Here is a 16,948-nt window from a genome sequence, read left to right as displayed (position 1 = left end):
GTCAAGCGGAAATTTTGTACTCGTGGATATAGCAGTGGGCATGTGCATATTTTTTTCTCCATTGTCCTACAATCGCATCCACATCCAGCTTTGACTGGACTTGCATATCGCAGATTTCCTCCAACCACTCATATACACTCTGTAAATCTGTAAAATACTCGGTGTAGTATTCCTTTTTTGAAATGCACACTTCGACAACAAATCTATCAGGAAAGTATCTGCCTTCATCGTCATTGGTATAATACAGAGCCATTCCTGGTTCCTCCGACCGATATAGATAGTTTAATGCCGGATATTTCCTACATACCACATCGAGCGTCTCATTGCATGGAGCCCATGCTGTTTCTGTATTGAAAGTAAGCACTCTGCCGTCAAACTCCAAATCGTTCCAGCTTCCACGGCAAGATACATCTTCCCATTTTTCGCCAAGGGCATCAACAAGACATCCCAACCAAGTAGTCCCAAATCCATTCGGAACAGAAGGGTCTTTTGACTCCTGTAGCTTGTTCATCAAATCATAGAGGCTTTGTAATTCCTTTGCGTCGCCCTCTATCGCATACGCTGTGCAGCACCAGTTAGGCATATTCTTAAACTTTAATTTGTTAAACTTGTTCCCCTTTACTCAAGGTCTTTCGACTTCTCCTGAAAGGATTGTTTTCATGTGCCGTTTCAGACGGAGAGTGAAAGGACGATAGACAAGAAATCAAGGATAAAATTTTATGAAATGCCGGAATCTGTGATTGCGGAAAGTTTCCGTCAAATTTTGCTGAAGATAGGGAACGCTTCTTGGTGGACGTTCTCTCTCCGTAACTTTGCACACGAAAACAAACTTTCGTGGGAATCGTAAATGCTGAAAGCTCTATAAATGGAACATCATTAACACAACGTGGAACAAAAAAAGAAGAGGCCTTCAAAAAAAGAAAAAAGACCTTATACGAAACAAGTCAGAAAGTCGTGTTATATATACACGAACTGACTGACTAATATTCTGACTTGATTAAAGACGGGTCTCTACGATGACAATGAAATCGGATTCGGTCTAAAGACAAAACAAGTCAGAAGTCATGTACTATATATACATGAACTGACTGACATATTTATTGACCTGTTCATGTATATCTTTGAACAAGGTCGAAAGCAAAGACGATTTTGAATGGGTATAAAAAAGAGGGAAGCGGATAATTGGGCTTGTTTTTTTCTTTGAAGGCAAAAAATAATTCCAACGAAAAGGTAAAAGTAGTATATTTGCAACTGTCTTTCAATTATAAATCAGGCTAATTTTTTTCGACGAATATGTTACCTTCGTGTTAGTCGTAAATTTATGTAAGTTTGAATTGTGTTGATATTTAGATAGTTATAATCATAGTTTTAGAGAAGTATAAAGTATGGAAAGAGCAATGAAGGATTACGACCGAATCACAGTCTGTAGATCAATGGCAACATTATGGTGAAAGTTGTCGAGCCGGGTTCAGACGCAACCTTTATGGAACCGCCATGCATGCTTATAATCTGACGCGATAGGCTCAGCCCTATGCCGGAACCACCGTTTTTGGTAGTGAAGAACGGCACAAAAATATTGTCGATTGCATCCGGACTTATCCCACTCCCGTTATCCCTTACAGAGATCAAGAAGATATGTCCCGGATGGTCTGACGTCGCACTGATTAAGATTTCAGGATTCTCGCCACACGCCTCCACAGCATTCTTGATAAGATTTATAAGCACCTGCTCCACCTGATGACGGTCAATGCGGAGTTGCAGTTCCGGTTCCTCAATATTATAGGAAATATCAGGATAAAGCGACATGATACCCTCAAAAAGATCCCTTACATAAGTCCACTCCGGCTTAGGGGTAGCCACACGCGACAACCTGCGATAGTTCTCAACAAAAGTCAATAATCCTCGGCTCCGGCGGTTGATTGCCCGCACTGCCATCTGCACGTCATCATCCAGACCGAGATTCTCCTCGCAAAGAGTATTGGAAAGGGATATGATCGGAGAGAGTGAGTTCATGATCTCATGCGTGAGCACGCTGACGAGCTTGCGCTGCGCCTCTATCTCATTCTGCTCCACAAGAAGATGCACATCCTCTATCGAATAGAGAAGCGTATCCTCCCCCTCCACACGATGCTTCACCATAGATATCTTCAATCGAGTCTCACGTCCGCCGACGTTCAGCCCCAGCAATCTTGTCTGCCCCGGAGTAAGATTACGTAGTGACTGCGGCAACTCACTATTGACCGCCGCAAGCATGTCGAGGGAGGTTATCCTGAACCCGCAAAGGCTCTCGACCCCGGTCTTATTCATCCACAATACCTTACCCTCATTATCCGCCATGATAAGAGCCGTGCCTATAGTGTTGAGCATAGCCTCATATCTGCCATACAGACGCTCTTGATGCAGCAGTTCATTATGAAAATCAACCACTACACCATTCATCTCCTCAGCCAATTCCCGTTCCTTACCACGCAATCCCTCCACCGGGAAACGCATGGAGAAATCCCTACTGCGTATCGCCATAAGCAGCGACCGCATACGCTCTAACGATCTATCAGCAAACCATCTCATCACAAACCGAATTTCTCAATCTTACGATAAAGGGCATATCGGGAAATCCCAAGCAGACCGGCAGCCTGCGACAGATTGCCGTTGCTCCTGTCAATAGCCTTAATTATCGCATCCTGTTCGAGGGCATCCAGATTAAGGGTCTCCTGCACCGTCCGCGTAGGCATGGTTTTTGAAAATTCTATATCCTCCTCCTCCAACACTCTTGAAGAAGCAAGTACTATCGCTCTCTCCACCACATGCTGCAACTCCCTGACATTCCCCTGCCAAGAATGCCCGAGAAGCCGTCGGCGTGCCGACTCCCCTATCTCCACATCCTCCATCTTGTAGCGTCGGGTTATCATCCGGGCAAAATGATTGGCGAGAAGAATGATATCCTCACCCCTCTCGCGCAACGGAGGAAGATGCAGCTCTATGGTATTTATACGATAGAGAAGATCCTGACGAAACTTCCCATCCGCCACCATCTGAGGAAGATCAGCATTCGTGGCGGCAAGCAATCGCACGTCAATCTTCCTGAGTTTATTTGAACCGAGCCGCGACATCTCCCTCTTCTCAATCATGGTCAGCAACTTCTGCTGCACGCCTAAGGTGAGATTCCCTATCTCATCAAGAAATGCCGTGCCTCCGGCAGCCGTCTCCAGCCTCCCCTCCTTGGCATTGCGGGCATCCGTGAACGCACCTTTCTCATATCCGAACAGTTCGCTCTCAAACAATTGTTCCGGAACGGTGCCAAGGTCGATCGACACAAAAGGTCTATCCGCCCGTGCTGAATGATAATGAAGCAGATGCGCCACAACGTCCTTTCCTGTGCCGTTCTCACCGGTGATCAGCACGTTGGCATCTGTAGCTCCGATCTTCTCTATCCTGCGTTTCAGAAGCTGCATCTGCGGCGACTCCCCTATCAGCACGGGCATATCCTCGCATGGTATTGCCGGAGCCGGATTATGGCGGGTGCGGCTCAACTGCACGGCACTCTCCACAATTCCTCTCAGTTTAGCATTATCCCACGGCTTCGGTATAAAGTCTATCGCACCCGACTTTATCGCCCTCACCGCCTTCTCGGTGTCGATATATGCCGTGATGAAGAGCACCACCGCCTTGCTATCCCTCTTCAATATGAAGTCAAGCCATCTGTAGCCCTCCTCCCCGCTACTTGCATTGCGGCGGAAATTCATGTCAAGGAGGATCACATCCGGATGAAAGGAATCCATAAACTCACCGATACGTTCCGGATCGGTGATTACGCGGATCCCCTCGACATGCTGCCGCAACAACATATTGAGTGACAACAGCACGTCCTCATTGTCATCCACAATCAGTATCTTTCCTCTCTTCTCTGTATTCTCTGCCATATAATATCTCTTTTCGTCTACAAAGATAACACTTGGAGTTATTGTTTATTGTTTATGGTTTACGGTTTACGGTTTATGGTTTATGGTTTATGGTTTATGGTTTATGGTTTACGGTTTACGGTTTATGGTTTACGAAAATCTTCGAATATTTTACATTAAACAAAATTTAATGACAATAAACGCCCTTAAACTTTAAACCATAAACTTTAAACCATAAGCTTTAAACCATAAACTTTAAACCATAAACCATTTTAGACTTCAATCTTTCAGATATTCCGCCGGATCCACTCTCATGACTGCACGTATCTTCCATGCGATTGTGACAGCCACTACCACCAAGGTCAATACCACTGCCAAAAGATAGGTCAAAATCCAAATGGATCCGGAATTTGGTATGAAAGGCAGCATACACCATAAATAATTATTAATCAAAGCACACAATGGCAATGTGATTGCTATGGCTACTGACATTATCACCATGTACGTTCTGATGAAAATCATGCAGATCATCTTGCGGTTAGCACCGTTCAGCTTGCGCAACGCCATCTCCTTGCGTCTTCGTCGGGTATCGAGCGATACGCTCCCATATATGGTAGCCACGGTTGAGACGATACTCACAATTGACAAAATAAAGATTATAGACATCATGACCTTAATAACTATATATTTTGTAGCGAGGAATTGTATATACCTCTCCGATCCAACGTCAACACGATCGGGCATAACCTCACGGATTGCATCATCCACGGCGATACGAGTAGCCTCTTCCGAACCAGCCTCCGGTTGGACTATGATATCATACGTATCTGCGAATGAATCCTGACACGTAATGATGATCGACATATCACGCGTCTCCTCAAACGGAAGTCTGTCGTATGTGCCCCGAATCTCATAATCATCATCTCCAAGACTCACTGTCTTCCCATTCCATCTCCCATTTCTTTCCAGCATATCCTTGAATTTCTCACTCACAACTACGTTTCTTTCAGGATTCACATTCTCCCCGCACTCGGTCACTTTCACTTCAAAAAATTTTTCCACGTCATCCTTCGTCTGATGATATTCCGTGTATGTATTATACCGTTCCATTATGTCATCCTTCTCCTCTATTTCATAGACGGTCATCATAGTGTAGAATCTGAAAGTCCCGTCGACACTCTTTATCCCTCTTATACGCTCGGCAATATTACGCATTTCATCCGGAGTGGTGGCATTTGGATTTACCCACAAACAACTTTCGTAGCGATAGACATCATCCGGAATACCCTTCTCCGCTTGTATACTATCTATCTGAAACATAAAATATAATGTAACCCATATAAAAAGGATACTGACTGCAAGTTGCACCGTAATGCCGACGTTGCGCAGACGATGACTCGGTCTCGGCTTCATCCTCATTGCGAGGCATGTCTGATCCCTACGGATATGCCTTATCGTCAACAGAATCACAATCACGCCTATGAGCAGCAGGATAAGCGCGACAATTATGGTGATAGTTACGGTAGTGGAGATCTCCGGCTTAAACTCCTCAATAAATTTATCATAATTATCAATGATAAAGTCTGACAACAGGCAATCCAATATAATTGCCAACAAGGTTGAGAGCGCAAGCACTATCGCAACCTCACATAGAAAAAGCGCGAACAATCCGGAGGGTTTCCCTCCGCAACACGTGCGTACTGCTATCTCCCTCTCCCGTAAGCGGAATAATTGTATCTGCTGACGCAAATAGCCGGAGAATGAGACACACAGGAATAGAAACAGGAATAATATCACGCCGTCCCTTATAAGAATCGTCATAGTATCGTCGTACATATCCGCAATAGTAGTCAGCCTCACTTTCAGATTCTAAAATCTCTCATTCAATTCTTTCTCCAGATTTTCAGACGAATACCCCTCCTTAAGAAGAATAAATACTTCAAAACAGTCATTAGGTTGGATATCTGTCTTCTTAAGATAGATCTGTTGCGTACGACCAAATATATTATTGGCACTAAAGTTTACCACATCCTTTATCCTATATCTCTTTTCGGATTGCGAGTCACCTACGTAAGAGACAACATATAGGCTTTCTCCTATCGGATTTTTCTCTTTGAAAAGTTTCTCCGCCAATGGCTGTGTTATAACCACATCGTTATCCGAAAGAGCTTCCACCACATTTCCGGAATATGCGGATCTTTCGCCATAAAAAGTGAAGAATCCCGCATCTGTAGGCATACTTTCCGAGAGAAGTGATCGTTTCTCATCTGTGTCGGTTAAATTTGCGCTTACCATCACAGCACGACCACTCAACTCAAAATAGTGTATTGCAGAAGCGCACTTCAATTGCCGTCCGACAAGTTGTGACAGATCGATCTTCTCCGAGTACTAAAGAATTAGGATCTGAAGATCTCAACTTCACGATTCTGTCAGAGTAAGGTTGACGCAAGATTGACAAGGGTTTTATTGTGAGCAGTATTGAAGCGATAACAGATAGCAACATCATACTGACTGCAATACTGCACACGTTTATAACCGTCTGCGTCTTATATTTCAGAATATTTCTGACTGATATTTTAATATAATGCAGAATCATGACAATCACATTTCAAGTTCCGAAACCACATGTCCGTCAAAGAGCTTGACAATCCGGTTGGCATATCCGGCATCATGTTGAGAGTGAGTCACCATCACTATCGTGGTGCCCTCCTTGTGCAGTTCGGAAAGAAGCTGCATCACCTCCTCGCCATTCTTGGAATCAAGATTTCCCGTAGGCTCATCGGCGAGGATAAGTTTCGGATTAGATATCACGGCACGAGCTATCGCCACACGCTGCTGCTGTCCGCCCGACAACTGCGCCGGGAAATGACGGCTGCGGTGGGCTATATTCATACGCTCCATAGCCTTCTGCACTCTCTCTTTCCTCTCCCTCTTTCCGATTCCCATATAAAGGAGAGGCAACTCTATATTTTCCTCCACCGTCAGTTCATCAATAAGGTTGAAACTCTGGAACACGAATCCTATCACGCCCTTCCGCAAATCAATACGGTCATTCTCCTTCAGGCTGCTGACGTCCTTCCCATCAAGAAGATACGTACCACCCGACGGGGTGTCAATGAGTCCGAGTATATTGAGCAATGTCGACTTGCCGCATCCGCTCGGACCCATTATCGCCACAAACTCTCCGACATTCACGTTCAGACTTATATTGCTGATAGCCCATGTCTCCACCTCTTCCGTGCGGAACACTTTCTTTATTTCCTTCACCTGTATCATTTTCGTTAATTTTTAAGATATTATCAATCTGTTTTTATTTTAGTTTCTGTTCTGTTTTTTTGTTCAGTTTCTATTCGATTTCTGTTCAGTTTTCTTTTATAGCCTCAGCCTCTCCCGCACGGCTTGCCGCCAACGTCTGATGACCGATCGTGATAAACACTATGGCCACCATCATCATGAATGTAAGCACCATGACATACCACGGGAAAGCGATATGCTCCATAAAACCTTCAAGCCAACGGGTCATCACCACGAAAGAAACAACCGTCGCAATTATTGCCGCCACAACCAGCATTATTAGATACGTCCTGAAGAACATATTTGCAATCTGACGCGGCTTTGCTCCGCTTATTTTACGCAATGCTATCTCCTTACGTCTTTCACGGAGCGAAAGATTGAGGGTGGAATAGGCTGAGAATATACTTGTCAATATTCCACACACGGCAATCGCCATCATCAGCTGCATCAGCATCCGCTCAGATGAGAGCATCTCATCGTATTCAGACTCCAGATCATTCGGCAAACTCGTCGTATATTGCCAAGCTCCTGCCTCACCTTCATGCTCATTTCTCCACGCCTCCTGCTCCTTATCAATTGCCGGAGTGACGAAATCCAGGAAGTCTTTCTTCATTCCGGGATGCAGTTTAACGCAGAATCTACCGAAGTTATCGTAAGGATCAGTAGGTTCCTTGTATTCATACGCAGTGTACATTGCCGGAGCCGGTGTCTGGGTCGGTGGCACTATATACAGATCTGCCATCACTCCGACCACATTATAGACCGTATTTTCATTATTGGCATACAGTGTCCTCCCTATCTGAGAACCACTACCCAACAACCGGCACGCGTTCTCATTAAGCATTATCTCATTCGTGCCCGGTTTCGGGTATCTTCCCTCTATCTTATTCATTTTCCAGAAATCAGATATCTTCTCTGAAATAGAGAGAAGATCAAGCGTCAATGGCTTATCCCCCCTCTTTTCCGACGGCGACACATCAAGAGTAGAATACGTGAATATGGGGTACACCGCCCGCGGACCGGATATATAATCCTCAACATAAGGGGACTCAATCACACTCTTCTTTATCTCCGGAGTGATATTGAAGAAGGCAAATACATTCTCACGTTCAAATCCAAGTGCATTTGTATGCGACAGGTATCGCAGTTGAAGCACCATGACTGACGAACATGCCACCATGACCATACACAACATGAATTGGATGACATTACCGATATTTTCAAGCCTTACACTCCCACGTCGGGATGTGCGCCATTGCTGGATTGACCGGTTGCCATTATGAAGCACTACAAAGACAGTCACAGCCGATGAAACCAATCCCACAGCCATAATGACCGCAAGATAGGCAGCCAACCGTAATATCACGGCATCCAACGACATGGATATCGAAGCATACCGCTGGAAAACGGGGGATAACAATATTATCACTATGCCCCCCAAAAGGGCTGAGATCAGAAAAAGAATCAATGTGTCGAGCATGCTCAATGAGATGATATCACGCATGCCAGCCCCTAAAAGCCTGTGCATAGCCATATCGCGCTGACGCATACGCATGAAATTCAGAAGCATGATTATGTAGTTGGCAATAGCGCATGCCATAACCAGCAATCCGATCAGAAGGAATATCCTGACGTATTCAAGACTTATGGCATCCCGTTTATTCGGATAACGTGATTTCAGATCTGTCAGAGGCATCAGATCCTTATTCATGCTCATTTCAAACACCCTGTCATGATCTTCTGCCAACTTACTGATTTTTTGCTCCACCTCTTCAGCATCCGCTCCACGACGCAGCTTTATGAAAGTCACATGATTCAGTGGCATCTGATGGAAATCCGTCACTGTCTGTGGTTTATCATAATACAGAATCGCATCACACCCGAACTGCGAGTTATCAGCCCAATCCGGTATCACGGCATATACCACGTATTCCTCCATACTATCCGGATTTTGTCTGACCCTCACTTTACGACCTAAGGGATTATCACCACCGAAAATCTCTTTTGAGAGAGATTCCGTTATCATTACGTGATTCTCTTGCATCGTGATCGCCAAGCTGTTGACAGGTTCTATCCCAAACATGTTCACAAATGACGAATCAGCCAGATTCACGAAAATCTCCTTCTCTATATCTTTATCAGTGGCTATCTTATACTTGTTGTCGTAATAATGCGAACTGTAGATCACTGCCGAGGATTCAATTTCCGGGATATTGGCAGAAAGCAGTTTCGCAAGATACGGGTCGCCATTATAGGTGGATATTCCCGACACCAACGCACTATTCTTCTCTCCCGGCACAAAGATACGCTCTGCATCCGGCACAAAATTTTCATAGCTCTCAATATCCCTTATCCACAAAAGAGAGAAAGCATAGCATGCCATTCCGACTGAAAGTCCGATTATGCAGATTAATGTCTGCAATTTATGCGAACGGTAGAACCTGTTCCAACCGATCCATCTTCTAAAGAATTTTTCCATTATCTTAATATTATCTCCTCCATATCTTTTAACTTATCATAGCCACTGATTATCACCCTGTCGCCGGGACTGAGTCCGGAGATCACTTCATATTGCCGAGGGTTCTGGCGTCCTACCTCTATCTCCCTCTTCACAGCCTTCGTACCATCCTCATTCAGCAGATATATCCATTTGCCATTTGTGACATTATAGAAATCCCCATGCGGAATGACTACTGTGTTTTCCGGTTGCCCCAACTCAATCTGTACCCTGTAGCTTTTCCCGATACGTGCATTTGCCGGTCGCTCCCCCGTGAATATAAGGTCTGCCTCAAAGTTACGGTCTTTGATCTCAGGCACCACTCTGCTGACGCGCAGCGGATACGACTCATCCTGATAATTGATGTTGCCGGGCAAGCCCGACATTATCCGATCAACGTAATATTCATTTACCGACACGTGTACCTTATAATCTGTAAGCACTTTCAATTCCCCTATGCTTACCCCTGACTGCACCTGCTGGCCCGGCGTGACCGTAAGGAAACTCAACTGCCCGGCTACAGGTGCGCGCACTATCAGATCATCCTTCCTTCCGACCGCCCGGTCTCTCTTGGTCTGTGCGCGCCTCATATCCTCCTGAAGCATCTCCCTACGCAGAGCTGTCATCGCCGAATCATGACTGAGACCTTGCATCTGCAGAGAAGTCTTCCGTTTACGGTAGGCATATTCACTGTCGGCAAGCTCCATCTCCGCCTTGCTCTTCATCCCCATCCCATATTCCTCGTAGGCTATCTTACGCTTATTATCGAGATTCGACATCTCATAATTGGCATCAAGCACCTGCTGCTGAAGGGTCAGCGACTTCTGCTCCATCTCAATCTCCTGCTCCCGATACAGACGTTGTTGTCTGTGAAGTTCATCCTCCTCATCTATTATAGTGCGCATCAGTTCCGGATTCCTTAATATCAGAATTGTGTCACCCTGCTCAAGCATCGCGCCATCATCCGCCACGATACGCTCCACAAAACCGGATTCGATCGCATTGACCTTCACTATCTGAATCGGGCTCACTATACCCTCCACATCCACATATTCCAGGAAATTATCCTCCATCACCTCTGCCACTCGCACGCTGTCCTTATCAACGTGCAGACGACGCGGACCCCACGCCAAGACCACTGCATAACCCAATAATATCAGCAGCAGCACGCCAAGCCCGATATAATATCTATATCTTACATACCACGGCTTCCTTTTCAATTGAATATCCATAATCAAAAAATCTATATTTAATTAGCACTCACCACTCAATTATCAATTTCCAATTCCCATCGCCTCCGGACCGGTCAGCGAACGTATCGTATAGAATAGAGTCCAATACGTCTTTATTGATGCGATGTATGCCCGTGTAGCGGAATCCTTTTCCGATAATGCCACGTTGAGATCAAGGATAGTGTTACGTCCGGCGATATAGAGCCGACGTGCGATATCATATCTATGAGATGCAAGTTCCTTTGTGCGACATGCCACTCTCACCTTCCTCGCCTGCATATTAAACTGCATCACCATCTTGTTGAGATTCTGTCGGAAATCATTCATTCCCTGTTCTGCCTCCGTATATGCAAGATCACGTTGGGATTTTGCCACCTTCACCTGTCCTTTCCCTCTCCCCCAATCAAGAATAGGCAATGAGAGCGTGACGCTCACGTATTCCTGGTGCAGAAGATGCCTATAGCTTGCGGCAAAGGTGTCGCCCGTCTGGGATAGTCCGAACTGAAGATAGAGATCCGCCCTCAACCCGGCATTCGCCCTTGCCTGTGCCACGCGGCTGTCGCTCTCCCTCTTAATGCGCTCATAATAATCCGGATCGGAGGCATTGAGCATGGCAAGTTCATGTGCCATGGGGAGTGATACCTGTAAGTCGGGCACAGACTCCGGCAATTGCAACGTCACTCTGGGCATGTCGTCATAGCCTAAATAGGATGCCAATAATTGCGTCTGCTCCTTCAGCGCCACCTCCGCATCCATACAGGCTGTCTCCTCATTCAGCCGGTTGATCTCCAGCTGTACCATATCATTCTCATTTATGCTCCCTATCTCATACCGTCCTTTCGCCATCTGATAGAGAGTATCAGCCGATGCAAAGTTAAGACGTGCCATATCAAGATTAGTCTGAGCCTCCACGAGTGAGAAGAAATAGGTGCATGCATGGGCAGCCACAAGTTCCATCGCCTCATTATAGTTCTTCTCAGCCTCACGATATTTCACCGGTTCAATCCTTCTGTCCCATTTCAGGGAGTTATAACCGAAGAGACTCTGACGATAACCGATAGTCAATGGATAAGCACTGTATGATGTCCGGTCTCTCTCAAACTCATCAATACGGGAAAGTGATGATTTCAGGAAGAATGATCCGCCGGTCAATGCTAAGTTCTGGTTTATCTCCAAGGCAATATCCGTGTTGAGCTGATCCTGCCTGACAAAGGCACTCGTGCCATCGTTCAATGTTATACGGTTGATCTCACGATTGAGGAACGGCGACGATGTCAATGTGACCGACGGCAAATAGTTTGCCTTATAATATTTATATTGCCATTGAGCCGCTAAGAAAGCATGTTTGGCACCCTGTGCCGCCGGCGACTGCTCCTGAGCACGCGAGATGACCTCCTGAAGAGTCATCTTCATCCCATCGTCATTTATGCCCGACGAGTGGGCATACGACACAGCGACGGAAGCGGCTGCAATGATATTTAATAGTAACTTACGCGACATGATGTAGTTATCAGTGTTAATTTTACCCACTTAATAATCAAACCTCATGCCAAACTCATATTATCCTATAGCTCAATAAATTGCATCCGATATAGGCTGAGTGGAGATGTGCGGAATCACACGCTCTGCGTGTGATTCCGCACACATTCCGAGCCATGATATACCTAATGCATGATGAATCCCGTTGATTACAAAGTTATAAAATAATCGCTTATAATCGCGTATTTTCAATGATTTTTATGGTATTGTTTCAGAGATTTTGTGTAAATTTGCAGATGGTGGCTATCGGCTGCCAATATAATCTTTCGCAACTTCTAAATTACTTTTAGACAACAACATTATGAATCTTACCAACAAACTTCTGTTAGGAGCGTGCACTGCCGGACTTATGGCTGCATGTGCTGATAAGGCTCCACAATCTGCTGTCATAGAGACTGAGATTCCGGAACGTCCCGCCGGACAAGAGGATATGGTCGGCTTTGCAGCCGAACCGATTGATACAGTCCGCGTCGGTTTTATCGGTCTCGGTATGAGAGGTCCGGATGCCGTCGAACGGTTCACTTATATTCCGGGCACTAAGGTGGTAGCTCTTTGCGACATCGATTCATCAAGAGTGGAGGATACGCAGAAGATTCTCGATAAAAGAGGTATGCCACGCGCCGCTGCTTATTACGGCTCGGAAGATGCCTGGAAAAAACTCGTGGAAAGGGATGATCTCAATCTCGTCTATATCGTCACTGATTGGAAAAATCATGCTCCCATGGGACTATACTCAATGGAGAATGGCAAACACGTGGCTATCGAGGTGCCCGCCGCAACTTCTCTCGATGAGATCTGGGCTCTCGTAAACACTTCCGAGAAAACGCGCAAGCATTGCATGATGCTGGAGAACTGCGTGTATGATTTCTTTGAGCTTAACACTCTCAACATGGCGCAGCAAGGACTGTTCGGTGAGATTCTTCATACCGAGGGGAGCTATATCCACAATCTGAAAGAGTTCTGGGGTGAATATTGGAACAACTGGCGTCTTGACTTCAATAAGGAGCATCGTGGCGACGTATATCCCACTCATGGTCTTGGTCCCGCCTGCCAGCTTCTCGACATTCACCGTGGCGACAAGATAAACACGCTCGTGGCTATGGACACAAAAGCCGTGACCGGTCCGGAACTCGTGAAAGAAGCAACAGGCTCTGCCCCCGAATCATTTGCCAACGGCGACCATACAATGACAATGATGCGCACAGAGAACGGCAAGACAATCCATATCCAGCATGACGTGATGAATCCGCGTCCCTACTCCCGTATGTATCAGCTGACCGGCACAAAGGGTTTTGCGAATAAATATCCGAGAGAGGGATATGCTTTCCAACCCGAGCAGATGGATTCAACCATTATTCCTGATCATGAGAACCTCAATATGCACAGATGGATCTCCGATGAACAGCAGGAGGCTCTCACAAAGAAATATACCCATCCTATCATCAAGGAGATCGGCGAGATGGCTCAGGACGTTGGCGGTCATGGTGGCATGGACTTCATCATGGACTATCGTCTCGTTTACTGTCTGCGCAACGGTCTGCCTCTCGATATGGACGTATATGACCTCGCAGAATGGAGTGCGATGGCACCTCTGAGTGCAATATCCATTGAGAACGGTTCTGCGCCCGTAGCATTCCCCGACTTTACCCGTGGTGCCTGGAACAAGATAAAAGGCTACCGACATGCTTATATGCCAAGCGCAAAGTAACATGTAACAAATAATACGTAACAAGTAATAAGGCTGAAGCAATATAATCGGCGACTACCGATTATATTGCTTCTGTTTTTCTACACATCACAAGTAACATGTCACCTGTTACATGTTACTTGTTACTTATCACTTGTGACTTGTTACATTGCGTGAAGCGCGCTTCGCGCATAATTAATTTGCGTTTTAACTCCGTTTGAAGTAACTTTGCAGTTGATTTACACGATACGGAGTTGTCGCGACAGTTGAATATCGTATTCCGACCGATTGAGTGCATCTCCTTGTCATATTCATTTTTAATATCATATAATCATCCGATGGATTTCAAAATAGAAGCTACCGCCCCGCATACCAACGCCCGCGCCGGCGAGATAACCACCGACCATGGTAAGATACCCACTCCCATATTCATGCCCGTTGGCACTGTAGGAAGTGTCAAGGCTGTCCACATGAGAGAATTGCGTGACGATATCGATGCCAAGATTATTCTCGGCAATACTTATCATCTTTACCTACGCCCCGGGCTCGACATTCTTAGGAATGCCGGTGGACTTCATAAATTCAACGGATGGGAACGCCCTATCCTAACCGATTCCGGTGGTTTCCAAGTGTTCTCGCTGTCGTCCAACCGTAAGCTGAAAGAGGAAGGAGCATGGTTCAGGAGCCATATCGACGGCTCAAAACATCTCTTCACTCCGGAGGGTGTGGTCGACATACAGAGAGTGATCGGTGCCGACATAATGATGGCTCTTGATGAATGCACCCCCGGCACCGCCGATCTTGACTATGCAAAGAAATCGCTGGCTCTTACCCAACGCTGGCTCGAACGCGGTTGGAAGCGATACAAGGAGACGGAGGGGCTGTATGGCTATCGTCAGGCATATTTCCCAATCGTGCAGGGTTGCGTATATCCTGAACTACGTCGGGAAGCCGCCAAGCATATCGCCGACCTCGGTGCAGAAGGGAATGCTATCGGTGGACTTGCCGTAGGCGAACCTACGGAAAAGATGTATGAGATGATTGAGGTGGTCAACGATATTCTTCCCACCGACAAACCTCGCTATCTGATGGGAGTGGGCACACCTGCCAATATCCTTGAGGCCATCGACCGTGGAGTAGACATGATGGACTGCGTTATGCCGACACGCAATGGACGAAACGGTATGCTATTCACCCGCAACGGCATAATGAACATGCGCAATAAGAAATGGGCTGACGATTATTCCCCTCTTGATGAAGGGGGAGCGGCTTGGGTAGACGAGGTGTATTCCAAGGCATACGTAAGGCATCTCTTTGTAAGCCAGGAACTGCTCGCAATGCAGATTGCTTCGGTGCATAATCTCGCTTTCTATCTTTGGCTCGTAAAAGAGGCACGCCGACATATCATCGCAGGCGATTTCAAATCTTGGAAGACCGAAATGGTGGAACGCGTCACCCGCAGATTATAAGATTAACCGACCATTCCAATAATGAAAAAAGATAACAAAATATCTGACGAGGAGATTTCAACCGCCAACGAAGAGAATCCCATTGCCAACGAGGAGAATCCGGTTGCTACGATGGAGACAACAGCAGCGGAGGTGGTTGACGTGGCTGCTAAAAAGAAGGATAAGAAGAAGAGACGGTGGCACAATCCCTTCCGATTATATATAATCGACTTATATATACTCAAGAAGTTTCTCGGCACATTCTTTCTCTCCACGATGCTCTTCCTGGCGGTAATAGCCATGTTTGACATCACGGAGAAACTGGATGCCTTCCTCACCGCACCGCTGAGCGAGACAATATTCGACTATTTCTTCTCGTTCATCCCTTATTTCGCTAACCAGCTGATCCCGCTCTTCGTCTTTATCGCAGTCATATTCTTCACTTCGAAAATGGCTGCCAATTCCGAGATAATAGCCATCCTGTCAAGCGGAATAAGTTTCAGCCGCCTTCTGCGACCCTACATGATAGGCGCGGCAATAATTGCTGCGATGACATTTGCGCTGAGCAATTACATAATCCCTCCCACCAACATCAAGAGAATAGCATATACCAACAAATATGTGAAGAATAAGAAGGTGGAGAGCAATGCCAACGTTCAGCTGCAGGTGTCGCCCGGTGTAGTGGCTTTTATCGGAAGGTTTGAAGACCGCAACAAGACCGGCTACCGTTTCTCACTTGATAAATTTGATGGAAAGGAACTGAAATCAAGGACTACCGCCATGACCGCCCGCTATGACACCACAAGAACCTATCATTGGATTCTGATGGACTACATGACACGTGATTTTGACGGCATGAAGGAGACTATCAAAAAGGGGGCGAAACTCGACACAATCATACCCTTTGAACCCCGCGACTTCATGATTTCAGTAAATGACCAGGAAACCCTTACCACTCCGCAGCTTACCGAATATATAGAGAAGCAGAAGATGAGAGGCGTGGCAAACATAAAGGCGTTTGAGATCGAGAAGGAGAAACGTATAGCCTCAACAGCTGCCGCCTTCATCCTCACATTGATCGGCATGTCGCTATCTTCGCGAAAGGTGAAGGGTGGAATGGGCGTCAACATCGGCATCGGTCTCGGATTGAGTTTCAGCTATATACTCTTCTCTACCGTGACCAGTACATTCGCCATATCCGGACTCACAACACCGTTCATTGCGATGGAAATCCCAAACCTCGTGTATCTGGCTATCGGAATCTACCTCTACTACCGAGCCTCAAAATATTGACAATTGTCAATTTGACGATTCTGTCAATTCTGTCAATTCTGTCAATTTGACAAATTGAC

The 16,948-nt window shown here is 46.0% G+C and carries 12 protein-coding genes; 3 read left to right on the top strand and 9 right to left on the bottom strand.

Translation table 11 applies throughout. The features are described 5' to 3' along the window. Position 1: 1 nt before the first annotated feature. The 9 genes from E5331_RS01880 to E5331_RS01840 all read right to left on the bottom strand — a co-directional run bounded on the left by E5331_RS01880 (position 2) and on the right by E5331_RS01840 (position 12,422). Positions 2–583 carry a hypothetical protein gene (locus E5331_RS01880; protein ID WP_123482737.1) on the bottom strand — a complete coding sequence of 194 codons (582 nt, stop codon included), beginning with the start codon at positions 581–583 and terminating at the stop codon, positions 2–4. A gap of 833 nt (positions 584–1,416) precedes the next feature. Continuing rightward, positions 1,417–2,568, bottom strand: a complete 1,152-nt coding sequence (locus E5331_RS01875; RefSeq protein ID WP_123482913.1) for a sensor histidine kinase — start codon at positions 2,566–2,568, stop codon at positions 1,417–1,419. After that, positions 2,568–3,920 carry a sigma-54-dependent transcriptional regulator gene (locus E5331_RS01870; RefSeq protein ID WP_135984582.1) on the bottom strand — a complete coding sequence of 451 codons (1,353 nt, stop codon included), beginning with the start codon at positions 3,918–3,920 and terminating at the stop codon, positions 2,568–2,570. Before E5331_RS01870 ends, E5331_RS01875 begins: the two co-directional genes overlap by 1 nt. A gap of 258 nt (positions 3,921–4,178) precedes the next feature. Continuing rightward, positions 4,179–5,735, bottom strand: coding sequence for an ABC transporter permease (locus tag E5331_RS01865; RefSeq protein ID WP_123482917.1), 1,557 nt, complete (start codon positions 5,733–5,735; stop codon positions 4,179–4,181). Positions 5,736–5,768: 33 nt separating this feature from the next. Then, positions 5,769–6,194, bottom strand: coding sequence for an ABC transporter permease (locus tag E5331_RS01860; protein ID WP_123482918.1), 426 nt, complete (start codon positions 6,192–6,194; stop codon positions 5,769–5,771). Between the two features lie 306 nt (positions 6,195–6,500). After that, positions 6,501–7,175, bottom strand: a complete 675-nt coding sequence (locus E5331_RS01855) for an ABC transporter ATP-binding protein (RefSeq protein ID WP_123482920.1) — start codon at positions 7,173–7,175, stop codon at positions 6,501–6,503. An 85-nt stretch (positions 7,176–7,260) separates the two neighbouring features. Next, positions 7,261–9,672, bottom strand: coding sequence for an FtsX-like permease family protein (locus E5331_RS01850; RefSeq protein ID WP_123482922.1), 2,412 nt, complete (start codon positions 9,670–9,672; stop codon positions 7,261–7,263). Then, positions 9,672–10,922 (bottom strand): efflux RND transporter periplasmic adaptor subunit, encoded by a 1,251-nt coding sequence (locus E5331_RS01845; protein ID WP_123482924.1) that lies wholly within the window; start codon positions 10,920–10,922, stop codon positions 9,672–9,674. The genes E5331_RS01850 and E5331_RS01845 overlap by 1 nt, the downstream gene beginning before the upstream one ends. A gap of 42 nt (positions 10,923–10,964) precedes the next feature. Then, entirely contained in the window at positions 10,965–12,422 is a 1,458-nt protein-coding gene (locus E5331_RS01840; protein WP_123482926.1) for a TolC family protein, read from the bottom strand. Between the two features lie 388 nt (positions 12,423–12,810). Here E5331_RS01840 and E5331_RS01835 point away from each other — a divergent pair, with 388 nt between their 5' ends. The 3 genes from E5331_RS01835 (at position 12,811) to E5331_RS01825 (ending at position 16,889) form a co-directional block, all read left to right on the top strand. Further along, positions 12,811–14,169: a Gfo/Idh/MocA family protein gene (locus E5331_RS01835; protein ID WP_275441039.1), complete on the top strand. Its 1,359-nt coding sequence runs from the start codon at positions 12,811–12,813 to the stop codon at positions 14,167–14,169. A gap of 317 nt (positions 14,170–14,486) precedes the next feature. Beyond that, on the top strand, positions 14,487–15,617 hold the full coding sequence (tgt, locus tag E5331_RS01830) for a tRNA guanosine(34) transglycosylase Tgt (RefSeq protein WP_123482929.1): 1,131 nt from the start codon (positions 14,487–14,489) through the stop codon (positions 15,615–15,617). A 111-nt stretch (positions 15,618–15,728) separates the two neighbouring features. Continuing rightward, positions 15,729–16,889: an LptF/LptG family permease gene (locus E5331_RS01825; protein WP_123482987.1), complete on the top strand. Its 1,161-nt coding sequence runs from the start codon at positions 15,729–15,731 to the stop codon at positions 16,887–16,889. Positions 16,890–16,948: the final 59 nt, after the last annotated feature.

The organism is Lepagella muris (assembly GCF_004793975.1).
Taxonomy (GTDB): Bacteria; Bacteroidota; Bacteroidia; order Bacteroidales; family Muribaculaceae; genus Lepagella; species Lepagella muris.
This window is presented reverse-complemented; position numbering and strand designations above follow the sequence as displayed.